This is a genomic window from Archangium sp., from assembly GCF_036277355.1.
Taxonomy (GTDB): Bacteria; Myxococcota; Myxococcia; order Myxococcales; family Myxococcaceae; genus Archangium.
Map to the genome: position 1 here is coordinate 1 of NZ_DASUNC010000186.1, position 25,291 is coordinate 25,291.

A 25,291-nucleotide genomic window follows, 5' to 3' on the forward strand; every position below is an offset into this window, starting at 1 on the left:
CGCGGACGTCCGCTGGAGAGCCGTGAAGTCATCGTCAACCTCATTGGCAGCACAACGACGGAGAAGGGACTGCACATCCAGGCGGCACTCGATGCGGCAGACTACCCCATAGGCATCAAGGTAACGGAGGCCCAAATGGAGGTAACGGAGGCCCAAATGGAGTCGCTCCGTCTTGAGCGCGACTCGTTTCATGGCGACTGGAATTACACCATCCATCCGTGCTCAAATGCCAAGAGCTTGCACGGGAAATAAGTATCAATTGGAAAGTTTATTTCCAGACGGCGCCTTAAGCCTGCCTCCACATCTCAAGTACGCCAACACATCCAGGGCGAACGTCCTTTTCAGCAGCCCGGCCCAGTCCAAACGGGGTGTGCGCTCCTTCCAAAGGTTCCTCCACCGTCGCGGCAAAGGGGGGTCTCCTCCTCCAGCCCCGGCTCCGCCCCTGCTTGAGGGAGCGGCAGACTGGGTGCCCAAGACTGGCCACCTGGGCAAGCTGCCTCAGGCCCTCGTCACCGCATCTGCCCTCGGCCCTGGAAGAGCCAGCCAAAGCAGCCCTCGCCTCGTCTTCCGTCAAGCATTGTTAAGCGCAGGAAGTAGGAGCCTCTGACAAAGTGAGTGATAAGACAGTCCGTTCGAAAGACCATCGCCCAAGCCAGGCTTTTGTTAGACGCTCCAATCGATTTCCGCGCCAGCCGGGTTCTTCAACCTCTGTCCCACCACAGCTTGCGCAGGGTTGACGGGTGACCTGGATTGATTGACTCGAATCGGGGACTAAAGCATGGATAAACGGACATTGCTTCGCCTCAGCTTGTTGACTCTGGCCCTCTTGTCGGTGGGAGCGGCCGACGCGCAATCTCAATGCACGGAGCAGTCATTCGTCATCACCTTCAGTGAGTTTGCTCAAGGAACGGCCATCAGCTCCCAGTATTCGGCCAAAGGGGTGCGGTTCAGCAGCGGCTCGGGGTATCCGTTCATTTCGGGGGACGGGGCGAACCCGACGGCTCCGGTCCTGTCAGGGACACCTCAGTTCCAGGGGCCAATCACCGCTACTTTCATCTCTCCCGCTGATCCGGCGACTGCGGTGGCCACGACCCAGCTAGCCTTCGAAGCGGGTTACTTCGATGAAATCGGGTCGACTCAGGTCACCTTCCTGGACATCAACAACGCATCGTTGGGAACGGTCAGCAATCCAGGAAGAGGAATTAATACCTTTACCGCACCGAAGGGGACGCACTCGTTCACGATAGGAGCGACGTCCGACGCCGCCGGCTTTGCCATCGACAATCTCAGGTACACGATCGGCCCGTCATCCGAGTTGACGATCCAGTCGCCTGGCAAGGGGAGCACCTTCGGGTTGACGGAAAACACCCATACCCGTTCACCGGACATCTCGTTCACAGCGGGCGGTAGCGGCGCGACCGGCCCGGTGTCGTGGACTATTTCCATGGAGTACGACACGGATCGAACGCGCGGTCTGCCCGGTCTGGTCAGTTCGATCAATACGAACGGCACTGCCACGAAGAAGCTGTATTACCAGTCCCGCGGAGGACGGGCGAGGATTACCGCTTCGACGAAAGATGACACAGCCTGTCCGCTTGAATACTTCTATGTCGTTGGCGGCTCGATTCCCGAGAGAGAGATTACCGACAGGCTCGTCCAGCTTTACCGGCAGGGCGAAACGCCGCGTCTGCTGACAGGCATCGCGGACAAGGAGAGCACGTACCGGCAATTCTCAGTCCGCACCAAGTACGACAAGCAAGCCCTTTGGCCTGTTGAGAGTTACGATGGCGGCAGTCACATCGGCTTGATGCAGATGCCATCTACGGTGCAGCGTGCCTGGGACTGGCAAATCAACACCCAGGACGCCGCGGATCTCTTCCGCGAGAAGCTTCGAATCGCCGCGGCGCTCGAGCGCAGGATCATCCAGGCGCATCGGGGCCTCAGGAGGCTCACCAGTGTTGAACGCGAGAACATGGCGCTGACACTGTATGGTCCTGCTGCGGCCGCCGGACTGAACAATCAGTATTACCGCGCCATCCAACTCCCGAACGGAACCTATGACTGGACCATCAACACGGCTAACAACCCAGCGGGCGTCCAGTATGCCAACGACGTTCGTTCCCGGATTCGATAGGGGGCTCTATGAAACGTATGACCTTGATTGCCGCTATGATGATGGCCTTCTCCACTGCCCATGCCGCCGGGATTACCTCGGAGAGTTGGAACACAGGTCGGCAAAAATCCTTGAACGCTACGCCTGATTTGCGAATCCAGGTTCAACGACTCCTGGAGGGCCTGCTGCCTGATGCGGATCTGGTCACGCCGATGGTGGGTGATGCCTATTTTGCCGACATCAACGGAGATTCCAACCTGGAACTGCTGGCTACGGTCGACTACAGCGGCCGTGGCTTCTACAACAATGTCGTCGTGGTGCAACAGCAGCAGGGGCAGTACGCTTGGACTGAAGCCAGGAACAACGGTCGGTCCATCGAGTCGCTGCGGACGCATCTCGTCGATGCGGACGGCGACGGCAAGCAGGAACTCGTGCTCGAGCGGTTCATGGACCGGTATGAGGGTGCCCGGCGTGTGCCCACCGAGATCGTCATCTACCGGTGGAACGAGCGGGGGTTCAAGGATGATAGCGACGCCTTCCCCGAGTACTACCGGACGCAGGTCGTTCCAGCCCTGGAAAAGAAGCTGATCGAAGCGTCTTCGAAGCCCTCGACATCCCGCGCGGTCGACGACTCCGAGGTTTTCGCGCTCGAAGCCGAGCTCTCAAGAGCCAAGCGCCGGGGGCGCATCAAGTAACTCAACTCCCCCGGTTGACGGGGGAGTCCCCCCGGCTGCTCTGTGGGTCCTTGGCCATATAGAGGAAGAGGAGTCCAGGGGTTCTCATGCCCCGCAGACTAACTCCCCGCATCCATCAGGCACATCGCGCAGAGAAAGCCAGCCCCTCCGTGCACCCCAGGTACCTGTGGCGTATAGGCGGGATAGAGGCCATGTTGAGGGTGAGGGCTGGAGCGCAGGTGCCGAGGAGGACCGCTGACAGGGGCCGTCCGAGCAGTGAGCCAAGCGGGTGGACAGGCCGCGCAGCCCCTTGAGGTACACGACTGCCCAGGCCGCGCTCCCATGGGGTGCGCGGCTGGGGGCTGGCTCTCTTGGCCCGGGCGGCTTGAGCCTCAACACCACGCGGCCTGGGGGGGCCCTCGCGCCGGGGCCAGCCTCGCACCTGCCGTGGGCAGGCCCAGGTGCTCCAGAATCGCGCGCACCCCTCCCGCTTCCTTCACGTACTCCAGCACTCGCCGCCTGCCTCCACACCTCACGCAGGCCAACACCTCCAGCGCGAAGGTCCTTCGTAGCAGCCCTGCCCAGTGTTGACGCGCAAGCTGGTTGATGGACGCGTGAGCGAACTGGTTGATGGGCATCACGCCGGTGGTGGTGTGCCACCGTGGGTGATGGGGAGGGGGGCGGTGTCAGGCGACAGGAAGATTGACGCCCTCGGCGGCAGTAGCTCTGACCCGACTCCGCCAGCGGTGAGGCCTCCGGCCTCAAGCGTAGTCCTCGGGCCCAAAGGCCCGCTGACCACGATGCTCCGATCCTGGTGATCACGATGGGCCGACGCGCGCAGTCTACTTCCCTGGCCAGGGCAAGGACATCGCCGTGGATGGCTCGGGGAATGCCTATGTCGCGTCGTGGGGTTCCGCGGGGGAGACCGTCACGAAGATCAACGCGGCGGGAACCTCGATCCTCTACTCCGTCTCTCTGGGTTGGAGTGACGTCAGCGGTATCCAGGTCGACTCCGCTGGCCATGCCTACGTAGTCGGAAGCGTCAATGCCGGCCAACCAGACGTGGCCGTCGGCAAGCTGAATCCCTCTGGCACCGCATTCGTCTATGCCGTGACGTTGGGTGGATCCGGCTCCGACGAGGGCACGGACATCGCCCTCGACACGGCGGGCAACGCCTACATCACGGGAGCCACGAGCTCGTGGGACTTCCCGGTGGTCAACGCATTCCAGCCCACGCAGCGCGGTGGCGGGGATGCCTTCATCGCGAAGTTGAACGCAACGGGCACGGCCCTCTCCTTCTCGACCTATCTGGGAGGCCAGGGAGGAGACCAGGCCAACGCGATCGCCGTGGACAGCTCGGGCAACGCCTACGTCACGGGGACCACGCTGCCGCCCAATGACACGGCGATCGGGAGTTTCCCGACCACTCCGGGTTCGGCCCAGCCAACGGTCGGTGGCTGGCTGGATGCGTTCGTGGCGAAGTTCGACTCAACGGGCAGCCGCGTCTACGCTTCCTACATTGGCGGAAGCGCCATGGAAATGGGCTATTCCATCGCGGTGAGTGGTTCGGGCATCGCCTACGTCGCGGGACTCACCGAGTCGACCAACTTCCCCACGACCAGCTCGGCCTACCAGACCGTCCTCGCCCCCGGCGACTACGGGAGTGCCTTCGTGGTCCAGCTGAGCCCAACGGGTAACGCGTACACCTATTCGACGTTGCTGGGTGGGAACTCCTCGGATCATGTCTCGTCCATCGCGGTGAACGCGTCCGGCACCGTCTTCGTCACGGGCACGACCTGGTCGACCAACTTCCCGACGAACGTCTACGCGGACGCCGGGTCATCGGATGCATTCGTGACGAGGTTCAACGGCCCTTGAAAAGAGTCGGGGCTGTGGCGGCGGAAGCCTCAACACCCTGCGTCCTGGGGTGGCGCTCGCGCCGGGGTCAGGCTCGCACCTGCCGTGGGTGGCGTCGAGGCCCTGAGGGAGCCCGGTCCGCTGAAGGTGCGGATCGAGCTCGCCGAGTAGGAAGCGCGCGTGAGCCAGCTTCTGGCGACAACTCCGTTGAGGCTCACCGGTGCCATTGTCAGGCAGCGCGCGGCTCACGCGTCAGGAACACCATGCGCGTCTGAATGCGCGGTGATTGATTCGTCTGTTCGCCAGGGATGTCCGGCCGTACGGGTCCGACACGCCAACCATAACGGTCCTAAGGTAGCAATTCTCGGGCGACCGAGTGCGCGAAGCAGCGTGGCCTCTCTCGTAGAGTCCCGCCGCGTGCCCACTGCCGTCCGCAGTCGACGGTAAGAGCGGCCGTACCCAAGATGCCCCGTACACTCGGGCGCCCTGGCGAGCAGACGAATCCCTTCCGGACGAGCACTCCTACTCGGCCCAGATGAGCGCCAGATCGAGCTCGAAGGACTCGAAGGGCTCGGCGCGCACCCGCTCGTCTCCGGCGACGGAATCGACGAGCAGCCAGTGGCTCCCCTCGAGCCGGAAGATCTCGAGCGTCTGGGCCACCGGGTCCACGTGCCACACGTTCCGCACGCCCTCCCGGGCGTAGATGCGCATCTTCTGGATCTTGTCGATGCGCCGCGTGCTCTTGGAGAGCACTTCGCACACCCAGTCCGGAGCGAGGTCGTAGTGCGCCGGGGCATCGTCTCCTCCGATGGCTCCGGGCAGGCGTTCGCGCCTCCATCCGGCGATGTCCGGCACGAGCTTGTCTGGCCGGGGGCCGAGGTGCAATTCAGGCTCGAAGAGGATGACCCACCCGCCTGGGCCTCCTGTTCCGAACAAGAAAGGCATCGCCAGGAGAGTGCTCAGGCGTGTCCACGTGTTGGTATGCGGCCGGGCCGGGCGAGGGCTGACGTGCAGCTCGCCGTTCAGGATTTCCGCCACCATCTCCGGGGGCACTGCCTGGAAGGCCGCCTCGACGGACGGGGAGTTCCGCTCGGTGGACGGTGGATCGGGAGGACGACTGGGGGCCATGCGTGAAGATTTCATCATGCCCCCCGCCCCGTGCAATCCCGGAGCCGTCGAGGTGCCATCGCCCCGACGGCCACGGAACACGTCAGCGCTTCGCTGGGCCCGCGGAGGTGCTGCCCTTCTGTCCGCGTTTCCCGGACGTCCAGTCCTCCAGCATGTTGAAGCTCTTCATCTGCTGGCCCAGGTCCGTGGTGCGGACCAGCTCCTCCACCTGCACGCGTGACTGTCGCGGCAGCTTCGCGTCCATCTGCGCGAAGCCGTACGCCAGTGCTCCCACGATGGCCGTGTTGAGCCGCAGCTGCTGTGGATCGCACTTGTCCAGCTCGTCCGAGCGCGCGTGGTAGTTCGGGCCGTAGAGCGCCGGCTCCTGGTTGGCCACCAGGTTGGGCACGCCGTGCAGCATGAAGTCGAAGTTGTCCGTGCCCACGATCGGTGCGTCCACCTGCGTGAACGGGCCCAGACCCTTCACCGGCTCGAGCGCCTGGTCCACCAGGGGCGGCAGCTCGGGGCGTCCGCCCGTGAAGAAGCCGTTGATGCGTCCGCAGCCGATGTCGAACGAGGACGCCATCACGTGCTTGTCCAGCTCGGCCTCGTGCGCCTTCACGTAGCCCTCCGAGCCGTACATGCCCTGCTCCTCGCCGTTCCACAGCGCGAAGCGGATGGTGCGCGCGGGCTTGAGCCCCAGGCGCTTCATCTGCCGCGCCACGTCGATGAGCGCCACCACGTTGGCCCCGTTGTCCAGCGCCCCCGTGCCCAGGTCCCACGAGTCCAGGTGCGCGCCGAGCACCACCACCTCGTCCGGGCGCGTGCTGCCGCGGATCTCCCCGATGACGTTGTAGCTCTCGTAGGCCGGCCCGGTCTGGAGCTCCAGCTCGGCCGTGAGCGTCAGCGCCTTGCCCGTGCGCAGCAGGCGCTGGGCGCGCAGCGCTCCGTCCCGCTCCATGACCATCATGGGCCGCGTGTTGCGCATGCCCACCGACACGTTGTGCCGGTAGAGCAGGTTGTTGGGCCTCGAGCCCATGTACACCACGCCCGCGACACCCGCCGCGAACGCCTGCTGTTCAATCTCCGCGGCCTCGGCGTACTCGCGGAACAGGTCGTCCACGTTCTTCAGCTCCGTGGTGTCCACGAGCAGGAACGCGCCCTTCGCCTTCTCCCCGAGCGCCTTGAGCTCCTTCTCCGTGCCCCGGCCCGCGTCGAGCAGCGGCGCCGTCAGTCCGCCTTTGGGCGTGGCGGTGGAGAAGGGCATGGCCGCGATGCGGGGCGAGAACTCCAGCCCCTTGCCGCGCACGGTGGCGGACGCCGAGCGCTCCAGCCACAGGCCCGGCATCTGGAAGGACTCCTTGCGCGCGTCGACGCCCGCCTCACGGAAGCGCGCGAGCGCCCACTCCACGGAGCGCAGGTTCGACGGCGAGCCCGTGGCCCTCCCGCCCACCTCGTCCACCAGGGACTGCAGATCGCTCATCAGCGGCGTGTCCCCGAGGAACGAGGCGACCAGCCGCGCCGCCTCTGCCCGCGAGGCATCCGGCGCCTTCGCCGGGGGCTTGGACGGCTCGGCCGCCAGGGCCGGTGAGCCGAGAAGGGACAGGGACAGGAGGGAGGACAGCAGCCGGCGGGAGGAGACGGTGCTCAGGCGGGGGCTCCAGGAAGAGGGGGGCCGCCATCCTGCCAGACTCCAGAAATACGAAGGCCCGATGTGAACCGGAGTCCACATCGGGCCCTTGCTGTGAGGCGCCACCCGGATTCGAACCGGGGAATGAAGGTTTTGCAGACCTTTGCCTTACCACTTGGCTATGGCGCCGCGAGAAGCGTGTACGCCTTATATGAACCCGAAACAGCCGGGTCAAGACAGGAGAGAGGGGGGCATGCACATCCGTGTCCGGTAGCATCCCGGGCGAGCGGTCCCGCCAGCCACCGGAGGAACGTCCATCATGCTGCAGGGTTACGGGCTGTACCAGGAGGAGCACGAGGCCTTCCGCCGCACGGTGCGGGCGGTGGTGGAGAAGGAGCTGAAGCCCTTCGCCTCCCAGTGGGAGGAGCGGGAGGAGTTCCCCCGGGAGCTCTTCACCCGTTTCGGCGAGCTGGGCTTCCTCGGTCTCAAGTACCCGGAGGCCTATGGGGGCTCCAACGCCGGGGAGCTCTACGAGGCGGTGCTGCTCGAGGAGATGGGGCGCTGCGGCTCGGGCGGGGTCGCCGCCGGCCTCGGGGCCCAGCACACCATCGCCACCGGCCCCCTCCACAAGTTCGGCACCGAGGACCAGAAGCAGCGCTTCCTCGCCCCGGCCATCCGGGGGGAGAAGATCGGCGCGCTCGGCATCACCGAGCCCCATGGCGGCTCGGACGTGGCCGGCCTGCTCACCACCGCCCGCCGCGACGGGGACCACTACGTCGTCAACGGCTCGAAGACCTACATCACCAATGGCGTCCGGGCGGACTTCGTGGTGCTGGCGGTGAAGACGAACCCGGACGCCGGGCACAAGGGCCTGGCCCTGCTGGTGGTGGAGAAGGGCACGCCCGGTTTCTCCGTGGGGCGCAAGCTCAAGAAGCTCGGGTGGCGCGCCTCGGACACCGGCGAGCTCTTCTTCGAGGACTGCCGGGTGCCCGCGGCCAACCTGCTCGGGGGCGTGGAGGGGCAGGGCTTCTATCAGATCATGGGCAACTTCCAGTGGGAGCGCCTGTCGCTCGCCCTGGGGGCGCTCGGGGCCATGGAGGAGATGCTGGAAGTGGTGATGGCCCACGTGAGGGACCGGCGGGCCTTCGGTCACGCGCTCCACGAGTTCCAGGTGGTGCGGCACCGGATCGCCGAGCTGGCCACCGACTTCGAGGCCGCGCGCCAGCTCACCTACCACGCGCTGCGTCTGCACGTGGGGGGCGAGTACGCCATCGCCCAGACGTCCATGGCCAAGAAGGTGGCCACCGAGACCGCCTGCCGGGTGGCGGATGCGTGCCTCCAGCTCCACGGCGGCGCTGGCTACATGATGGAGTACGACATCCAGCGCCACTGGCGGGACGCGCGCCTGGGCCCCATCGGTGGGGGCACCAGTGAGATCATGAACGAGATCATCGCCAGGCAGCTCGGTCTCTAGCCGGCCGCGGGGAGGGGGCGGGCGGGCATGCCGCCGGGAAGGGAATCGGGGGGCTCCTCGTTCTGCGGGACAGACACCGCAGCAGGAGGTCCGGGTGGTGGATCCCCGTATGCCTTGTACCGAGCTCTATGTCCGGCTCGGAGACGAGGAAGTGCTCGTGCTCGACTGCCGTGATCCCGAGGATTGGGATCGCTACGGCCTGCATATCCCCGGCGCCCTGTGGATGCCCTTCGAGGAGATTCTACAGGACGCGGCGATCCTCCCCGACGACGAGCTGATCGTGGTGTGTGGGTGTTCGCCGGACGGTTCGGACGCGCGCCGCGCCTGCCGCCTGCTCAACCACCGGGGGCTCACCGCGGTGTGTCTGGACGGGGGCCTCCAGGGGTGGATCACCCACGGGCTGCCCACCGAGAGCCATCTGTCGGGGGCCTCGGCCAGCGGGTTGTGCTGAGCCCGGGCGGGTACAGCTCTCGCCGCGGTGCGTAGCGGTCCGGCGCCAAAGGGTGTAAAGGACCCGGCATCCCTCGACCCCCACGAGAAAGGGAGTCTCCGACACCATGGCCAAGCTTCGCGCTGTCCTCATTGGCGCCACTGGACTCGCCGGCCAGCAGTTCATCGCCGCGCTGAAGGATCACCCCGGCATCGAGCTCACCGGACTGGCGGCCTCGCCGCGCTCGGCGGGCAAGGCGTACGCCGACGCGCTCAAAGCCTCCAACGGGATGACCGCGTGGTTCGTCCCCGAGGCGCTGCCCGAGTCGATCGCGAAGATGAAGGTGGTGAGCGGCGAGGAGGTCCAGGCGAAGGACTACGACATCGCCTTCTCGGCGGTGGAGTCGGACGTGGCCAAGGAGATGGAGCCCCGGCTGGCGCGGGACATCCCCGTGTTCTCCGCGGCCAGCGCCTTCCGCTACGAGGCGGACGTGCCGCTGCTCATCCCCCCGGTGAACGCCGACCATGCCCGGCTGGTGCGCGAGCAGCAGAAGCGCCGCGGCTGGAAGGGTTACATCGTCCCCATCCCCAACTGCACCACCACCGGCATGGCCATCACCCTGGCCCCGCTGGCCGAGCGCTTCGGCATCAAGTCGGTGCTGATGACGTCCATGCAGGCCATGTCCGGCGCGGGCCGCTCGCCCGGCGTCATCGGCCTGGACATCCTGGACAACGTCATCCCCTTCATCCCCAAGGAGGAGGAGAAGGTCCAGGTGGAGACCAAGAAGATCCTCGGCACGCTGGACGCCGCGGGGGCCGCCCTCACCTCGCACGAGGTGCGGGTGTCGTGCACCTGCACCCGCGTGGCGGTGATGGAGGGTCACACCGAGTCCGTGTTCGTCTCCCTGGCGAGCAAGGCCTCGGTGGCGGAGGTGGTGCAGGCGATGCGCGAGTGGCGGGGCGCCGAGGTGTCCCGGAATCTCCCGTCCGCGCCGCCGCGGTGGATCGAGGTGCTGGAGGATCCGTTCCGCCCGCAGCCGAGGCTGGACCGGGACACGCACGGCGGCATGGCCACCACGGTGGGCCGGGTGCGCGAGGACGGCGTGCTGGAGAACGGCTTCAAGTACCTGCTCGTGTCCCACAACACGAAGATGGGAGCGGCCAGGGGAGCGATCCTGGTAGCCGAACTGATGCGTGCCCAGGGGATCCTGGGGTGAGTAGGCTTCAGGGGTACTGCATTTAGGGAGTGCCCCCCCCGTCCCAACCCATGTACTGTGCGCGCGCGCACGGACTCAGTCCAAGAGGAGATATTTCAATGGCTTACGTGGTCACCGAGCCTTGCATCAAGTGCAAGTACACCGACTGTGTCGAGGTCTGCCCGGTCAACTGCTTCTACGAGGGCGCCAACTTCCTGGTCATCCACCCGGACGAGTGCATCGATTGCGGTGCGTGTGAGCCGGTGTGCCCGACCAAGGCGATCTTCCCCGAGTCGGATCTGCCCGCCGAGTACAAGGAGTACAAGGAGCTGAACGCGAAGTTCGCCACCCAGTGGCCGAACATCGCGGAGAAGAAGGCGCCCCTGCCCGAGGCCGAGGAGTTCAAGGACAAGAAGGGCAAGCGCAGCCAGCTCCTGGAGAAGCCCGGCAAGTAGTCCCGCCGCGCCCAGGTGTCCGAGGCCCTCCGCCCACAGGCGGCAGGGCCTTTTTCGTGCCCGGAGGCCGGCTCAGGACGCCAGCAGGGCACGGAGCTTCAGCCCGCGAGCCGTCAGCTCCTCGCGGATGCGCGCCAGGTCCTTCTGGGGCAGGCGTCCGCGGCGCCCCTGGATGCGCAGGGACACCTCGCGCTCGCCCGTGCGCTCCACCTCCACGGTGGCGTCCAGGGAGCCCCCCAGGCGCATCGCCAGCGCGGGCCGCTGCGACTTCACGAACACCTCGATCTGCTCGATGAGCTCCAGGGCCGCCTGCACGCGGACCTCGGGGTTCGAGGGCTCCACGGGTGCCGCTCCCCCGGTGCCTCCGGGCCGGGCACCGTCCGTGGCGGAGAGGGCCTCCACGGGAGGGAGCGAGGCCTGGGGCTCGGCGCCCGGCGAGGTGGGTGGGGAGCGGGGAGGCACCGGCTCGGCGCGTGGCTCCCGGGCGAGCTCCCTCGCGATGAGGTCGGTCACGCGCTGCTGTACCCGCTCCTGGTGGGTCTGGTGGGCGTCTCCGCGCACGTCCCGGAGCCGGTGGGCCTCGGCGCTCAGGCCCTGGCGGACCTGGCCCAGGTGCTCGGCACTGGCGAAGGCGCCTCGTTGGGGGGTCCGCGCCAGCGCGGTGGCGGCCAGGGCTCCGGTGGTTCCCCGTGGCGCGGTGACGAGGCTCCGGGTGGCCTGTCCCTGGAGGGGGGTCTTCGCCGTCTCCGGCGGGGCCTTCTTCAGCGCTTCCTGGAAACGTCCCTTGTCCGAGGCCGGCCGTGCCGGTGCTGTCTCCGAGTGTCCGTCGACCTTCATGGGTCCCTCGCGGTGCTGGGTGGAACCCGAGGGGGAGCACGGCCCGTGCCAGGGGGTGCTCGACGGAGGGACGCGGGGGTGGACTCCCGGGCCGTGGACGGGGAGCCCACCGGCGGGACGCCCACCTCCGTGGGAGCCGGCTCTGGGGGTGCTACCGGCTCGGCTGGCCGAAGGCGCCCGACTGCACGGGGGACGCGCCCATCAGCTCGTTGACGGCCAGGGGGCAGCGGGCCACGGCGTTGGGATCGGCCAGCAGGTTGCCCTGGGACCAGTTGCGGTCCTGGAAGATGAGCCCGTCGCGCAGCTCCAGCTCGTCCACCGCCTTCTTGAAGCCCCAGAAGCGCCCGCGCACCATCAACTGGGTGCCCTTGGGGATGCGGCTCAGGTCCAGGTACTGCTGGGGCGCGAGCTTCGCGGTGATGTTGACGGTGGGGCGCTTCTTCGGCGTGCCGAAGGGGTTGATCTCGTTGTCCTCCGCGGGGGTCGGGTACCAGACCAGCTTCGCCACGGCCACGGGGACCTCGGGCTCCTCCTCGACGACGGGCTGGCCCTTGCGCTTCTTCGCGGGCTTCTTCTTCTTGGGCTTCTCGATGTCCAGGTCGATCAGCTCGAGGCCGCCGAAGGCCACCTGCCGGTCGAGGTAGCTCTCGCGGAACATCTTCTCGGCGGAGCGGGCGGCGGTGGCGTTGGCGCGGCGGACCTCGATCTCATAGCGATCGCGCAGGGCGGGCAGGGTGAGGAAGAAGCTGTCGATGGGCTGGAGGCCCTCGGAGAGGAAGCGCAGCTTGCCCACGTCGATGGTGAGCACCACGGGCCCGAGGGCGGCGGCGGTCTGGAACCAGTTGGGGGGCAGCTTCCGGTCGATCAGCACGCGGCGCACCATGGCCACCAGGTACGCGTTGGCCTGGAAGCGCGGGGTGCTCAGCTGGGTGTTGAGCGCCTGGACGAGCAGGGGATCCAGGAAGAAGTTCTCGTCGCGCTTGTGCAGCAGGGGCGCGGTCTCTCCGAGGAGCGTGAGCAGCCCGCCGAGGAGCTGGGCACAGTGGGGATCGTTCGTTCCCTGGTTGAGGGCCTGGTAGACGCCGGTCCTGAGGAAGCGGCGGTCGAAGTCCTCCTCCTTGAGGTTGGGCACGTCGTTGCCGGAGCCGAAGAAGACCTCCGGTTGGGCGGCGGCGGGGAGGGACGAGAGGCAGAGGACGAGTGCGAGGAGCGCGGATCGCATCGGGCGCAGGCTATCACGCCGGGAGGCGGGGCTCCCGGGACGGAATGCGGAGGATGAGCGCGGCGGCGAGCAGCTCGAGGACGGCGGCGACGGCGAAGAGGCGGTGCCCCCCGAGCCAGTCGTAGCCGGCCCCGGCGGAGGAGTAGCCGACGAGCCCCCCCAGCCCGAAGGTGATGGCGGCGAAGAGGCCCTGGCCGGAGGCGCGCAGGTGAGGGGGGACGCGGCGGACGACGAAGGCGATGCTGGCCACGTAGAAGGCGCCGAAGGACAGGCCGTGGAGGAGGGAGAGGGCGGCGATGACGCCCCGGGAGGTGGTGAGGGAGAGCCCGGCCCAGCGCAGGGCACTGGAGGTGAAGGCGAGCACCAGGAGATCTCGGGGGGAGATGCGATCGGCCACGCGGGGGTAGAGGAGCATCACGAGCACCTCGGCGGAGACCCCGAGCCCCATGGCGGTGCCCACCACGGAGGGAGGCAGGCCGAGCGAGCCGACGAAGATGGAGAAGGTGCCGTGGTAGGGGGCGCAGGCGATCCAATGGAGGGCGCAGGCGGCGAGCAGCCAGCGCAGCTCCCTGTCGGCGAGGAGCTGGAGCCCGGCGAGGGGGTGGACGGGGACGTGGGCGGAGGGGCCGCTGGAGTCACGGAGGGTGAAGCTCCAGAGGGTGAGGGTGGCCAGGAGGGAGAAGGCGGCGAGCACGGTGGCGCGGCCCACGGAGTCCACGGCGAGGCCGAAGGCGGTGGAGGAGAGCACGAAGCCGAGCGAGCCGAAGAGGCGCAGGTGGGAGTAGGAGCCGCCGGTCCGGGCGATGTGTTGGAGGGCGAGGCTGTCGATGAGGGGGGTGATGGAGGAGGCGAAGAAGGCGTAGGCGGCGAGGGAGGCGACGAGGGTGGGGAAGCGGTCGACGAAGAGGAGGGGGATGAAGCCCAGGCAGGCGCCGGCGCAGACGACGGAGAGGACGAGGTTGGGGCGGCCGGAGCGATCGGCGAGGTGGCCCCAGAAGTGGGGAGCGGCGAGGGCGAGGAGGGGGCTGAGGGAGAGGAGGAGGCCGACCTGGGAGACGGAGAGGGTAAGGGATTTCAGGTAGGCGGGGAGGAAGGGCAGGACGATGCCGGTGATGGAGAAGTAGAGGGCGTAGAAGCCGATGAGGGGGAGGCGTCCGGAGGCCTGGGAGGGGAGCATCGAGTCGGGGGGGCGCTTAGCACGTTGGGGTGCCTTTTCGTCTGTTTGCCCCGCCGGGATTTGTGTACGGTGGCTGGCGCCATGTCGAACCCGGAGACCCCCCAGCCGCCCGTCACGATTGCGCAGATCAAGAATGAGGCTGAGTTGTTTCAGGCGCTCGCGATCCGCGAGGTGGTGTTCATCGAGGAGCAGCACGTCCCGGAGGGCATCGAGCGGGATGCCGAGGACGCGAAGGCGTACCACGTGCTGGCGTTCCAGGGTGGGCACGCGATCGGGACGGGGCGTCTGGTGATGTTGCCCGAGCCGCCGTCCGGAGAGACGGGGACGTGGGGGCAGATCGGGCGCATGGCGGTGCTGAAGTCGCACCGGAAGGCGCGAGTGGGAGCGATGCTGCTGACGACGCTGGAGGACGAGGCGCGCCGGCGGGGAGTGACGGGCATCCTGTTGCACTCGCAGCTGTACGCGCTGGAGTTCTACAAGAAGCAGGGGTACGAGCCGCTGGGAGAGGTGTTCAAGGAAGCGGGCATCGACCACCTGGAGATGCGCAAGAAGCTGTAGCCGAGCGCCCGAGCGCACAGAGCGCCCCAGAAACAAACACCCCGTCAATATCCCCTCGCCCTCCGGGAGAGGGACGGGGTGAGGGTATCTCGGATCCCAGGTTGAGCCCGAGTCACGCCCCCTCTCCCTCTGGGAGAGGGTTGGGGTGAGGGTCAGCGCATCAAATCCGCCGTCCCCGTTCGGCCGGAGTCTGCGCATGACGCGGATCCTCGGGCCAGCTGTGCTTCGGATACTTCCGGCACAGCTCCTTGCGGAGGGACGGGTAATGCCGTTCCCAGAACCCGGCGAGGTCGGTGGTGACCTGCACGGCGCGCATGTTGGGAGCGAGCAGGTGGAGCACGAGCGGAACCCTCCCGGCACACACACTAGGCCCCTGGGCCATGCCGAAGAAGTCCTGAAGCCGCGACTCGACCCAAGGAGGCTTGCCGGGCTCGTAATGGACCTTGGCGGTGCGCCCGCCGGGGAGGGAGACCTTCTCGGGGGCGTGGTTGGACAGGAGCCGGGCCTGTTCCGAGGTCAGCCGTGAATACAGGGCATCGAGCAACGAAACCCCCTCGAGGTCGGCGAAGCTGCGAGCCCCGGCGCACAGGGACGCCAGCGAGTCACGCATGAAGGCCTCGTCGACGGTGGGGAAACCGGCCTCGGGGAAGGCCTGGGCGAGCAGGGCGACGCGGGTGCGCCACTGAAGCAGGGCCTCGGGGTCGGCGAAGCGGCCGGGGCCGGCGGCGAGGGCCTGTTCCACGAGGACGCGGGCGGCCGCCTCGGAGGGAGGAGCGGGGGTCCGGGTCTCCTCGAGGACGAGATTCCCGTAGGACAGACGGGTGATGCGCTCGACGCGCTTGGAGGAGGGGTTCCACTGGAGGGCGTCGACCTCTTCCAGGGCATCGGGGTACAGGTCGAGGAGCCACTCGGGCTCGACGGCGCTGGCGATGCGGATGATGACGCCGCGGCCGGGACGCTCCTCGGCGTCGACGGCGATCATGAGTTCGGGCTCCTGGACGACGCTGACGTCGGAGAGCTGGGCGGTGCCGCCGCCGAAGAGGAGGAGCTCGGGGGAGCGGGGCTTGCGGCGGCGGGCGACGCGGTCGGGGTAGCCGGCGAGCGCGCTGAGCATCAGGGCCTGTTCCACGTCCTCGGGGCGGGAGGGGCGCTGCCCCTGATCGCGGACGGCGCGCCGGAGCTGACGCTGGACGCGGTCCACGGCCTGCACGGCGCCGTGCTCGAGGGAGAGCGACTGGACGCGGCCGGAGGAGAAGTTGAAGCGCTCGGCCTCGCGGAAGCGCTCGAGCAGCTCCAGCAGATCCGAGGGCCCGGCGACGACATTGGCGGCGCGGCCGGGGCCGGAGAGGTTGGTACGGGCCTCGCGGCGGATGTCGCGCTCACCGACGAGGGCGGCGAGGAGGGCCGCGTCGGCACCAACACCGCGCTTCTCGCCCTCGACGATGATGCGGGCCTGGCGGGGGTGGAGGGGGAAACGGAGGAGCCGCTGGCCGATGGGCGTAACGGACCCATCGGGGGCCACGGCGCCGAGGCGGCGCAGGAGGCTCTCGGCGGCCTCGAGGGAGGCGGCGGGAGGGGGCTCGAAGAAGGGGAAGGAGACGAGGTCGGTGATGCCGGCGGCGCGCAGGGAGAGGACGGTCTCTGCCAGGTCCATGCGGCGGATTTCGGGGGCGTCCTGATCGGGGCGGCCGTCGAAGTCGTGCTGGGTGTAGAGGCGGAGACAGTGACCGGAGCGGGTACGGCCGGCGCGGCCGGCGCGCTGGGTAGCGGAGGCGCGGCTCACCTTGGAGAGCTTGAGGATGGGCAGGCCGGACCAGGGCGAGTGGGAGGCGACGCGGGCGAGGCCGGAGTCGATGACGGCGGCGACCCCGTCGATGGTGACGGAGGTTTCCGCGACGTTGGTGGAGAGGATGATCTTCCGGCGCGAGCTGCGGCGCACGGCGCGGTCCTGCTCGGCGGGGGGCAGGTCGCCGTGGAGGGGGAGCAGGTCGATGCCGTGACGGCCGGCGAACTCGGAGCAGGTGTCCATGGCGCGGCGGATCTCACCGGCGCCGGGGAGGAACACGAGCACATCGCCGTCGAGCCCGTTGGCGTGGAGCCGCTTGATGCCGGAGAGGACCTGGGCATCGAGGTAGCGGTCATCGGCGGTGGGGAGGTACTCGAGGCTGACGTCGAAGCGGCGGCCCTCGGAGCGGAGGGTGGGGCAGTTGCCGAGGTAGGCGCTGATGGGGGCGGCCTCGAGGGTGGCGGACATGACCACGAGCTTGAGGTCGGGGCGGGGGCCCTGCTGGAGGCGGCGCAGGAGGGCGAGCGAGATATCGGCGGAGAGGTGGCGCTCGTGGAACTCATCGAGCACGACGACGCCGACGTCGCGGAGGGTGGGATCGGAGAGGAGGCGGCGGCCGAGGACGCCCTCGGTGACGAAGGAGAGCCGGGTTTTCGGGCCGCGGACGTCCTCGAAGCGGACCTGGTAGCCGACGGTCTCGCCGACGCGCTCGCCGATCTCCTCGGAGACGCGTTGGGCGGCGAGGCGGGTGGGGAGGCGGCGGGGCTGGAGGACGACGATCTCCTTGCCCTGGCCGAGGCCGGCCTCGAGGAGGGAGCGGGGGACGCGGGTCGTCTTGCCGGCGCCGGGAGGGGCCTCGAGCACGAGCGAGTTCGCGCCGCGCAGGGTGGCGACGATCTCGGGCAGGAGGGGATCGATGGGAAGGGCGACGTCGGCCATGGCCGATTCCTCCTAACGGTGGCCCGGGGCCACGGCTTTCAGGCCGACTCCGAGGTGGACTTGGGGTCGTTCTTCTTGCGGCCGCGCTTGGAGGGGGCCTTGGCGGGCTCGGCGGCCGGGGGAGCGGGAGTGGGTTCGGGAGCGGGAGGGGCCTCGGGAGCGGCAACGGCCTCGGGAGCGGGAGGCGCCTCGGGCGGAGCGTCGGGAGCTACCGGGGACTCGGGCTCGGCGGGAGCGGCACCGGAGAGGGCGGCGAGCTCGGCCAACTCGGCGGCACTGGGCTCGGCGGAGTCGGTCTCGAGGGGAACGGCCTCGGTGGCCTCGCCCTCGGAGACATTGGCCTCGGCGGCACCCATGTCGGCGGGGTCGATGAACGGCAGCCCGCGGGCGGCGCGCTTGCGCGGCTTGGCGGCGAGGCCGGAGTTCTCGAAGGCATCGGGGATGGGGGCGAGGGAGGCCTCGGCGAGGCAGCGGGCCTGGCGGAGGGCGACGTCGAGCTTCTTGCCGAGGGCGATGAGCTCGGCGCGAAGGGGAGCGGCCTGCTCGTGGGGGAGCTGGACGGGGGCGAAGCAGGCCTGCCAGGTGGCGTAGGCGGTGGCGACCTGGTCGAGCACGGGGCGGACGAAGGAGAAGTCGTCGCGGGCGAGGATGCGGGAGACGTAGGAGGACTTGAGGCGGCGCTCGTAGCTGGCGGCGAACTCCTGGCTGACCTCGCGGGAGGCGCGGCGGAGCTGGGGGAACTTGAGGTGGGGGAAGAGGGCCTCGATGACGGGGGAGCGGCTGCTGGCGCAGAAGGTGATGCCGGCGTGGAGCTTCTCGAGCGAGTCGACCCAGAGGTTCTGGAGGTTGAAGGCGAACTCCTCGCGGACCTCCTCGAGCTCGGGGAGGTCGCGGACCTTTTCGAGGAGGGCGGGGGCGGGGGCGCGCTCGGCGCGGACGATCTGGATGGCGGTGGAGAGCCACTCCTTCTCGCGTTCCAGACCCGGGCGGCCCGCGAGCAGCTCATCGGCGGCGGCGAGGCGCGAGTCGATGGCCTCGGCGAAACGGACGAGATCGTAGGCTTCGAGGGTGGACAGCGACATGGGGAGGGGCTCCTCGGGACCGGGCGGGGCGGGGGGAGATACCACACCGCGAGGGAGGGAGGGGGGCTGGGCTCAGCGGCCGTCGAGCAGGGCGGCGAGCGCTTCGCGGGCCGAGAAGTCGGGGAAGGCGTAGTCGGCGCCGCAGGAGAGGAGGGCCTCGGGGGAGAAGTTCCCGGTGCCGACGCCGATGCAGGTGGCGCCGATGCCCTTGGCGGCGGCGACGTCCTTGGGGGTATCGCCGATGACGACGACGCGGCATTCCTGGAGGGGGGCGCCGAGGAGGTTGGCACCGGACTGGGCGCCATGGCGGATGAGCTCGACGCGGTCCTCGTGATCGCAGCCGAAGCCGCCGAAGGAGAAGCGGTCGTGGATGCGGACGCGCTCGAGCTTGATGCGAGCGCCCTGGCGGACGTTGCCGGTGCCGAGGCCGACGGCGAAGCCGGAGCGGGAGAGGGCGGCGTCGACGGCCTCGCGCATGCCGGGGTAGACGCGGTAGTCGCGCTCGTCGACGAGGGGGACCTCCTGGGCGAGGTGATGGAGGTAGGAGTCGATGACGGCGGAGATGGCGTCGGGGGAGGGGTGGGCGCCGATGAAGTCGAGCCCCTTGCGGACGATGGCGCGGTCGGTCATGCCGGACATGCTGAAGGAGTCACAGGCATCGAGGCGGCCGTGGAGGGCCTGGAAGGCGAGCGCCATGGAGCGGCGGCCGGCACCGCCGGTGGTGACGAGGGTGCCATCGATATCGAAGAGGAGCACGGTGGGGCGCATGGCCCCCATGTAACGGAAGGCCGGGCCCGATGCGAGCGTCTCCCTGCCAGCCCACCAGGAGAGCCCCATTCCAAACCGTGCCCCGCCTCTCCCTCGCCGCCCTCCTCTCCCTCGCCCCCCGGGAGAGGGGTCGGGGGTGAGGGTGCCGAGGACCCCGGGTTGAGGCCCGTGTAAGCCCCCTCTCCCTCTGGGAGAGGGCTGGGGTGAGGGTCTGCGCCAGCCTCGAAGCCACTACGGCTCGACGTAACTCAACCCCTGCTGGATGGCTTCGCGAACGGCGAGACTCTCCTCGACGGGAAGCCGTTCCTCCAGAGCCTTGCGCACCTCGGCCCCACCCACACGCCCAAGAGTCCGCGCGGCGGTCGCGCGCACCTGCTCGTTGGGGTCGGCGAGGAGGGGAGTCAGAACGGGAACGGCCTCGAGCCCGGCTCGGCGGCCGAGCGCGAGCGTCGCTGCGGCGCGGACGGAGGAAGGCTGAGCGGTGCTGCGCAGCAACTCCTGGAGGCGCAGAGCGGCCTCGGGGTGGGCGACGACGGCCATGGCGGCGATGGCGCGGGAGCGCTGGGGCTCGGGGGCCTTGGGGTTGCTGGCGAGCCCGAGGAGCTCGGAGAGGACGTCGGGACCGAGCCGGGCCCAGTCGGCCTCACGAGGGAGCGCCTCGGAACTGTCGAGCAGACGGAGGATCTCCTCATGCAGCGTGCCGTGGGGCTGGGGAGCGCTGGGAGCGGAGGGAGGCATCAGGGCGGCGGAGGCCGCGCCGAGGTGCGAGGAGCCCGTCAGGAGCAGTGTGGCGAGCGCACAGGTGGACGCGAGAGACGCGGACCACGGACGGCGGTGCGAGGTGGTGCGAGCCGGGATGGGCTGTGGGGAGAAGGGCATGGGGGAGCTCCCTCGTATGGACATCAACGGAGCCCGTTTATAGGCCGGAGGCGCGGGTGGATTCGACGCACCCCGAGTGCCTTTTGCTGAAAGTGGATTCTTGTATTGTCGCGCGCCTGATGGCCGGCCGAGTGTTCTTCTTCCTGCAGCACGCCACGTATGAGCCTGCGTTCCAGGCCGCCTCGATGGGAATCACCGCGGCGGCGATGGGGGACGAGGTGTACTTCGTCTTCGCCTTCGACGCCTTGAGGGCGTTGGTGAGGGGCAGCTTCGGGCTGCCGCACACGGAGAAGGAGTTGTCGGAGAGTGCGAGGGCGGAGGGGCTGGGGGTTCCGGTGCCGGCGAGGATGCTCGAGGAGGCGCGGGCGTTGGGGGCGAAGCTGGTGGCGTGCGACACCACGGTAAGAATCTGTGGATACGCGCCGGAAGAGCTGAAAGGGACGCTGGATGAGGTGATGGGACTGGCGTCGTTGTGGAGACTGACGGCAGGTGCACGCACCCTTGCTCTCTAGGGAGGCGCTGGATTGCTGCTGGCCGAGGGCGCGCGGGAGAGGGTATTGTCGGCACGCTTTCGGGGCCGGACCCTGGTGAGCGCGGGGGGATCCCGCGCGTGATTCCGAGGAGCGACTTTCAATCTTATGCGCGCCAAGCTGACTCTCCTGAGGGCCCTCGTGTTGGGCACGGTCGGTGGTGTTCTCGCCACCGGTTGCCAGACGTATGACTTCGAGCCGGTGGAGCCACTGGCCATCTCGCAGACGACGGAGACGCGTGACATCCGGGCACGGAATGCCAAGCCGAACCTGATGATGCTGGTGGACACGTCGGGTTCGATGACGCTGCCGGTGAACGAGAATCTTCGGGACTCGTCGGGGGTGTACGTGTGCCGGAAGGGTGGCACGTCCAGCGGAGAGATCTGCGGCGTGAGCGAGGCCTTCCCGTGCGACACGGGCGGCGCGTTGCCGGGCAGGTGCCCCACGCGGTGGACGTCGCTGCAGAAGGCGATGGATACCTTCCTCACCACCAGCGGCTCCATTGCACGCATCGGCCTGGCTACCTACCCGGACCTGTCGGCGGACAAGGTCTACAAGTGCGGGGGGACTGCCGGAGTCACCGTCGCGCTGCCGACCACGGAGTCGGATGACGATGCCACGCTCAAGGACAAGGCCGCGGAAGTGAACGGCAAGCTGCTGGCCATCAAGAACTCCTCGTCCACCGCGGGGGTGCAGAAGCCGGAGGGTGGTACGCCCACCAATGACAGCCTCCAGTACATGCTCACGCTGCCGGAGCTGAAGACGGATGCGCGCTCCAACTTCGTGCTGCTGCTGACGGACGGCCTTCCCAACTGCAACTCGAAGTTCCCGACCCCCTATCCGAACGCGAGCTGCAGCTGCACGCTGGGCACCCTGAGCGGGACGTCCCTGTGCTCGTACGATCCGTACGACAAGCTGGGCTGCCTGGACAAGGATGGCTCGGTGTCGGCGGTGAAGGCGCTGAAGGACGCGAACATCAAGACCATCGTCATCGGCTTTGGCGCGGAGCTGGCCAGCGGAACGGGCCCGGACGTGCTCAACGCCATGGCCCAGGAGGGTGGCTTCTCGCGTACCTGCACGGTGAATTCGGACTGCGGCACGGGTGACACGTGCGACATGTCCCGGGGCCTGTGCAATCGCCGTTTCTACCAGGCGGGCAACGCGGACGAGCTGGCGGCGGCGCTGCGGAAGATCAGCGAGACCATCCAGCTGGATGACCCCTGCCTGTTGACCTTCGCCGCTGGCCAGGAGCCCTCCTCGCAGGAGCTGGTGGTGGTGTACGTCAACGGCGATCGCCTCTCTCCGGGCGCGGACACCTGGACCCTCAATGGGGACAAGAGCATCTCCTTCACGGGCTCCACGTGTGAGCGCATCAAGGCCTCCACGTCGGCCAACCCGGTGAAGATCGAGGTTCGTGCCGTTCAGAAGCGGTAGCCTTCGGGGCGGCTTTACGTGGTGAGGTGCCGGGGCTATGTCTCCGGCGCCCGCCCTGGCCGCCCATGAAGATCACCATCCTCTCGCGCTCCGCCTCCATTTCATCCACCAAGCGTCTGGTCGAGGCCGGGCGCGCCAGAGGGCACCAGGTGCGCGTGCTCAACCCGGTCCGGGTGGAGATGCACCTGGATGGGCGGCGCGCCAACCTCTACTACCGGCGGCGCAAGCTCTCCCCGTGCGACGTGGTCATCCCGCGCATCGCGCAGTCCATCAGCAACTACGGTCTGGCGGTGGTGAACCAGTTCGCCATGTGCGGGGTTCCGCTGGTGAACACGGCGCGGGCCATCGCCGAGTCGCGCAACAAGATGCGCTCGTTGCAGCTGTTGTCGGCGCACGGCATCGACATTCCGGCGACGGTGATGGCGCGTGACGCCGCGGACCTCAAGGCGATGGTGGGCCTGGTGGGCGGCGTGCCGGTGCTGGTGAAGCTGCTGCAGGGCCAGGAGAAGCACGGGGTGATGGTGTGCGAGAGCCTCCAGTCCCTGGAGGCGGCGCTCGAGGCCATCCTCGGGTTGGGGCACAACCTGGTCGTCCAGCAGTACGTGCAGAACAAGGGGCAGGACGTGCGGGTGGTGGTGGTGGGAGGCCGGGCGGTGGCGGCGGTGCGGCGCCGTCCGAGGGTGGGCCGGCTGTCCTACACGCTCAACCGGGGAGCCCGGCTGGAGCGCATCGAGCTGACGGAGTCCCAGCGGAAGGCGGCGGAGCGGACGGCGACGCTGGTGGGGTTGGAGGTGGCGGCGGTGGACCTGCTGGACGTGCAGGAGGGGCACCCCAAGGTGTTCGAGGTGAACAGCTCGCCGGCGATCCCGGAGATGGAGGCGGCCACGGGGTTGGACCTGGCCGGCATCATCATCGAGCGCGCCGAGCAACTGGCGGCCGGGAGTCCGAGGGTGGGGTTGCCGGAGCCGGAGCCGGGTGCGCCGTCCCGGCGCAAGCGGACGCCCAAGGCCTCCGTGGGCGAGGCGTGAACAGAAAGAGGTCCCCGGACGTCGGAGGGTCGGTGATAGGGTGCCCCCGCTTTTCCGTGAGGAGACGAACCATGCTGCACTTGCGACGCATCACCTCCCTGGCCGCCGCGCTGGTGGCCATTGCCAGCACCCAGGTCCACGCCGAGGGGCAGGTGGATCCGGCCACCCTCTATGAGGTGAGCACGGAGGGCACCTCCACCAAGGTGAAGGCGGGGGAGCAGGGCGTGTTCGTGCTGTCCATCAAGAGCAAGGCGGGGGCCCACGTCTCCGACGAGGCGCCGCTGAAGCTGGAGCTGAAGGGCGGCGCGCAGCTGTCGCCCGCGCAGGAGAAGCTGGCGCTGAAGGACTCGGTGGCGAAGAAGGCCCAGGGGCAGCAGTTCGTGGATCCCCGCTTCGAGGTGCCGTTCAAGGCCACGGCGGCCGGCAAGGGCACGCTGGAGGCGAAGCTGACGTTCTTCATCTGCTCGGAGCAGCTGTGCGCCCGTCAGCAGAAGACGTTCTCCCTGCCCGTCGAGGTCCTCTAGTCCGTGGTGCGCCAGCGATCGTCCAGGGGCAGTGAGCGCGGGGAGCGTGGGGAGCAGCGCGGGGAGAGGGGAGGGGGTCGCGAACGCGGCGCGGAGCGGAGCGAGCAGCGCTACGTCTACGGGGTGAACCCGGTGCTCGAGTCGTTGCGAGCACACGCGGAGCGGGTGGAGCGCCTCTTCGTGACGGAGGGGCAGCTCGCCGCGAAGGCGGCGGCGGAGATCTTCAGCCGCGCGAGGGACGCGGGCATCCGGGTGGAGCGGGTGCCCCGGGAGCGTCTGGCGGCGATGGCCGATGGCGGTGTGCACCAGGGCGTGGTGGCCGAGCTCCGGGGCTTCGAATACGCGGAGCTGGAGGATTTGCTGGAGGCGGCCGAGAAGAGCGGACGTCCCGCGTTGCTGGTGGTGTTGGACGGCATCCAGGATCCGCACAACTTCGGGGCGATCATCCGTTCGGCGCACGCGATGGGGGCGCACGGGGTGGTCATCGCCAAGGACCGGGCGGTGCCGGTGACGGGCGTGGTGGCCAAGGCCTCGGCGGGAGCGGTGGAGCATTGTCCCATCGCGCGGGTGGTCAACCTGTCCCGGGCCCTGGAGGAGCTGAAGGAGGCCGGGGTGTGGATCGCCGCGGCGGACCCCCACTCGAACCAGCCTCTGTGGAGCGCCCGGCTGGACGGGCCATTGGCCCTGGTGGTGGGGGCCGAGGGAGCAGGCGTGCGCCAGGGAGTGCTGGAGCACTGTGACTTCCGGCTCGGGATTCCGATGCTCGGTCAGGTCGGTTCCCTGAATGCGTCCGTTTCGGCGGCGATTCTGCTATATGAGGCCGCCCGGCAACGGGGGACGTCGCGTCCCGGTGCCGGAAGTTGAACCCTTCGGATCAAACCGCTTGACTTGGGGGGCGGGGACTTCTAAAAGGGCGCGCCTCGACGGGACGGGCGGTTGGCGGTTCCCGGTCGGTGGGACGGGCGAGTTGGGGAAGCAGCCGGAGTGATGGATGCCGGTGTAGCTCAGCTGGTAGAGCACCTGATTTGTAATCAGTAGGTCGCGGGTTCAAATCCCGCCGCCGGCCAGCACGGGGCCGCGGATGAGGGCCCGGGGCAAAAAAGCAGTAGGAAGAACAGTGGTTTCGCGGTAGTTGAGGACAGCGTTGCGGAGGGATACCCAAGCGGCCAAAGGGAGCAGACTGTAAATCTGCCGGCTCTACGCCTTCGTTGGTTCGAATCCAACTCCCTCCATCGCAATCGCGGGAATAGCTCAGTTGGTAGAGCGTCAGCCTTCCAAGCTGAATGTCGTGGGTTCGAGTCCCATTTCCCGCTCCAGTGTTGTAGTCGCAGATACAAGCCCCGATAGCTCAGTTGGCAGAGCGCATCCTTGGTAAGGATGAGGTCACCAGTTCAATCCTGGTTCGGGGCTCCATTTTTTCGAGGAGCGTTATGTCCAAGGAAAAGTTCGACAGAAGCTTGCCGCACGTCAACATCGGCACCATCGGCCACGTTGACCACGGCAAGACGTCCCTGACGGCGGCCATCACCAAGGTGCTGGCGAAGACGGGCGGCGCGACGTTCCTCGCGTACGACCAGATCGACAAGGCCCCC

General features: G+C 68.3%; 24 protein-coding genes and 5 tRNA genes. 19 read left to right on the top strand and 10 right to left on the bottom strand.

Going from position 1 to position 25,291, the window contains the following annotated elements:
* From VFZ09_RS45950 to VFZ09_RS45965, 4 genes are all read left to right on the top strand, one after another.
* Positions 1–252: ISAzo13-like element transposase-related protein (locus VFZ09_RS45950; protein WP_414640810.1), on the top strand; the 252-nt coding region annotated here is incomplete at its 5' end.
* Between the two features lie 526 nt (positions 253–778).
* Positions 779–2,134: a hypothetical protein gene (locus VFZ09_RS45955; protein WP_329734188.1), complete on the top strand. Its 1,356-nt coding sequence runs from the start codon at positions 779–781 to the stop codon at positions 2,132–2,134.
* Positions 2,135–2,151: 17 nt separating this feature from the next.
* A complete protein-coding gene (locus tag VFZ09_RS45960) occupies positions 2,152–2,808 on the top strand; it encodes a hypothetical protein (RefSeq protein ID WP_329734189.1) in 657 nt (218 codons plus the stop codon).
* An 852-nt stretch (positions 2,809–3,660) separates the two neighbouring features.
* The gene (locus VFZ09_RS45965; RefSeq protein ID WP_329734190.1) at positions 3,661–4,665 is read left to right on the top strand and encodes an SBBP repeat-containing protein; all 1,005 of its coding nucleotides are present in this window, start codon (positions 3,661–3,663) and stop codon (positions 4,663–4,665) included.
* 501 nt (positions 4,666–5,166) lie between these two features.
* Here the strand turns inward: VFZ09_RS45965 and VFZ09_RS45970 are convergent.
* From VFZ09_RS45970 to VFZ09_RS45980, 3 genes are all read right to left on the bottom strand, one after another.
* Positions 5,167–5,772 carry a Uma2 family endonuclease gene (locus VFZ09_RS45970; RefSeq protein WP_329734191.1) on the bottom strand — a complete coding sequence of 202 codons (606 nt, stop codon included), beginning with the start codon at positions 5,770–5,772 and terminating at the stop codon, positions 5,167–5,169.
* A gap of 82 nt (positions 5,773–5,854) precedes the next feature.
* Positions 5,855–7,483, bottom strand: a complete 1,629-nt coding sequence (locus VFZ09_RS45975; protein ID WP_329734192.1) for a M20/M25/M40 family metallo-hydrolase — start codon at positions 7,481–7,483, stop codon at positions 5,855–5,857.
* A gap of 15 nt (positions 7,484–7,498) precedes the next feature.
* Positions 7,499–7,570: transfer RNA gene (locus VFZ09_RS45980), tRNA-Cys, on the bottom strand.
* 130 nt (positions 7,571–7,700) lie between these two features.
* Between VFZ09_RS45980 and VFZ09_RS45985 the strand changes: the two genes are divergently transcribed.
* From VFZ09_RS45985 to fdxA, 4 genes are all read left to right on the top strand, one after another.
* Entirely contained in the window at positions 7,701–8,855 is a 1,155-nt protein-coding gene (locus VFZ09_RS45985) for an acyl-CoA dehydrogenase family protein (RefSeq protein WP_329734193.1), read from the top strand.
* Between the two features lie 109 nt (positions 8,856–8,964).
* Positions 8,965–9,306 (top strand): rhodanese-like domain-containing protein, encoded by a 342-nt coding sequence (locus VFZ09_RS45990; protein ID WP_329734194.1) that lies wholly within the window; start codon positions 8,965–8,967, stop codon positions 9,304–9,306.
* 106 nt (positions 9,307–9,412) lie between these two features.
* The gene (asd, locus tag VFZ09_RS45995) at positions 9,413–10,501 is read left to right on the top strand and encodes an aspartate-semialdehyde dehydrogenase (protein ID WP_329734195.1); all 1,089 of its coding nucleotides are present in this window, start codon (positions 9,413–9,415) and stop codon (positions 10,499–10,501) included.
* A 98-nt stretch (positions 10,502–10,599) separates the two neighbouring features.
* Positions 10,600–10,935 carry a ferredoxin FdxA gene (gene fdxA, locus VFZ09_RS46000; protein WP_329734196.1) on the top strand — a complete coding sequence of 112 codons (336 nt, stop codon included), beginning with the start codon at positions 10,600–10,602 and terminating at the stop codon, positions 10,933–10,935.
* Between the two features lie 72 nt (positions 10,936–11,007).
* Here fdxA and VFZ09_RS46005 read toward each other — a convergent pair whose 3' ends face one another.
* The 3 genes from VFZ09_RS46005 to VFZ09_RS46015 all read right to left on the bottom strand — a co-directional run bounded on the left by VFZ09_RS46005 (position 11,008) and on the right by VFZ09_RS46015 (position 14,171).
* A complete protein-coding gene (locus VFZ09_RS46005) occupies positions 11,008–11,772 on the bottom strand; it encodes a hypothetical protein (RefSeq protein ID WP_329734197.1) in 765 nt (254 codons plus the stop codon).
* 151 nt (positions 11,773–11,923) lie between these two features.
* On the bottom strand, positions 11,924–12,994 hold the full coding sequence (locus VFZ09_RS46010) for a hypothetical protein (RefSeq protein WP_329734198.1): 1,071 nt from the start codon (positions 12,992–12,994) through the stop codon (positions 11,924–11,926).
* A gap of 13 nt (positions 12,995–13,007) precedes the next feature.
* Positions 13,008–14,171 (bottom strand): MFS transporter, encoded by a 1,164-nt coding sequence (locus VFZ09_RS46015; RefSeq protein ID WP_329734199.1) that lies wholly within the window; start codon positions 14,169–14,171, stop codon positions 13,008–13,010.
* Positions 14,172–14,252: 81 nt separating this feature from the next.
* On the opposite strand from VFZ09_RS46015, the gene VFZ09_RS46020 reads away from it, so the two are divergent.
* Positions 14,253–14,729, top strand: coding sequence for a GNAT family N-acetyltransferase (locus tag VFZ09_RS46020; protein ID WP_329734200.1), 477 nt, complete (start codon positions 14,253–14,255; stop codon positions 14,727–14,729).
* Between the two features lie 160 nt (positions 14,730–14,889).
* Here the strand turns inward: VFZ09_RS46020 and hrpB are convergent, their stop codons facing one another.
* From hrpB to VFZ09_RS46040, 4 genes are all read right to left on the bottom strand, one after another.
* Positions 14,890–17,454: an ATP-dependent helicase HrpB gene (gene hrpB, locus VFZ09_RS46025; protein ID WP_329734201.1), complete on the bottom strand. Its 2,565-nt coding sequence runs from the start codon at positions 17,452–17,454 to the stop codon at positions 14,890–14,892.
* A gap of 38 nt (positions 17,455–17,492) precedes the next feature.
* Complete coding sequence (locus VFZ09_RS46030; protein ID WP_329734202.1) at positions 17,493–18,536, bottom strand: hypothetical protein; 1,044 nt, start codon at positions 18,534–18,536, stop codon at positions 17,493–17,495.
* 72 nt (positions 18,537–18,608) lie between these two features.
* Entirely contained in the window at positions 18,609–19,313 is a 705-nt protein-coding gene (locus VFZ09_RS46035) for an HAD family hydrolase (protein WP_329734209.1), read from the bottom strand.
* 222 nt (positions 19,314–19,535) lie between these two features.
* On the bottom strand, positions 19,536–20,183 hold the full coding sequence (locus VFZ09_RS46040) for a HEAT repeat domain-containing protein (RefSeq protein ID WP_329734203.1): 648 nt from the start codon (positions 20,181–20,183) through the stop codon (positions 19,536–19,538).
* A 56-nt stretch (positions 20,184–20,239) separates the two neighbouring features.
* Here VFZ09_RS46040 and VFZ09_RS46045 point away from each other — a divergent pair, with 56 nt between their 5' ends.
* The 10 genes from VFZ09_RS46045 to VFZ09_RS46090 all read left to right on the top strand — a co-directional run.
* The gene (locus VFZ09_RS46045; RefSeq protein ID WP_329734204.1) at positions 20,240–20,695 is read left to right on the top strand and encodes a hypothetical protein; all 456 of its coding nucleotides are present in this window, start codon (positions 20,240–20,242) and stop codon (positions 20,693–20,695) included.
* 126 nt (positions 20,696–20,821) lie between these two features.
* Positions 20,822–22,147 carry an adventurous gliding motility lipoprotein CglB gene (gene cglB, locus VFZ09_RS46050; protein ID WP_329734205.1) on the top strand — a complete coding sequence of 442 codons (1,326 nt, stop codon included), beginning with the start codon at positions 20,822–20,824 and terminating at the stop codon, positions 22,145–22,147.
* Between the two features lie 65 nt (positions 22,148–22,212).
* Positions 22,213–23,175, top strand: coding sequence for a RimK family alpha-L-glutamate ligase (locus VFZ09_RS46055; protein WP_329734206.1), 963 nt, complete (start codon positions 22,213–22,215; stop codon positions 23,173–23,175).
* A 71-nt stretch (positions 23,176–23,246) separates the two neighbouring features.
* Positions 23,247–23,699 (top strand): hypothetical protein, encoded by a 453-nt coding sequence (locus VFZ09_RS46060; RefSeq protein ID WP_329734207.1) that lies wholly within the window; start codon positions 23,247–23,249, stop codon positions 23,697–23,699.
* Positions 23,700–23,705: 6 nt separating this feature from the next.
* Positions 23,706–24,563 carry a 23S rRNA (guanosine(2251)-2'-O)-methyltransferase RlmB gene (gene rlmB, locus VFZ09_RS46065; protein ID WP_329734208.1) on the top strand — a complete coding sequence of 286 codons (858 nt, stop codon included), beginning with the start codon at positions 23,706–23,708 and terminating at the stop codon, positions 24,561–24,563.
* Between the two features lie 129 nt (positions 24,564–24,692).
* Positions 24,693–24,765, top strand: a tRNA-Thr gene (locus VFZ09_RS46070).
* Between the two features lie 82 nt (positions 24,766–24,847).
* A tRNA-Tyr gene (locus tag VFZ09_RS46075) sits at positions 24,848–24,931 on the top strand.
* Between the two features lie 8 nt (positions 24,932–24,939).
* Positions 24,940–25,015: transfer RNA gene (locus VFZ09_RS46080), tRNA-Gly, on the top strand.
* A 21-nt stretch (positions 25,016–25,036) separates the two neighbouring features.
* A tRNA-Thr gene (locus VFZ09_RS46085) sits at positions 25,037–25,112 on the top strand.
* 17 nt (positions 25,113–25,129) lie between these two features.
* A partial coding sequence (locus VFZ09_RS46090; RefSeq protein WP_329734166.1) for a GTP-binding protein occupies positions 25,130–25,291 on the top strand: 162 nt, incomplete at its 3' end.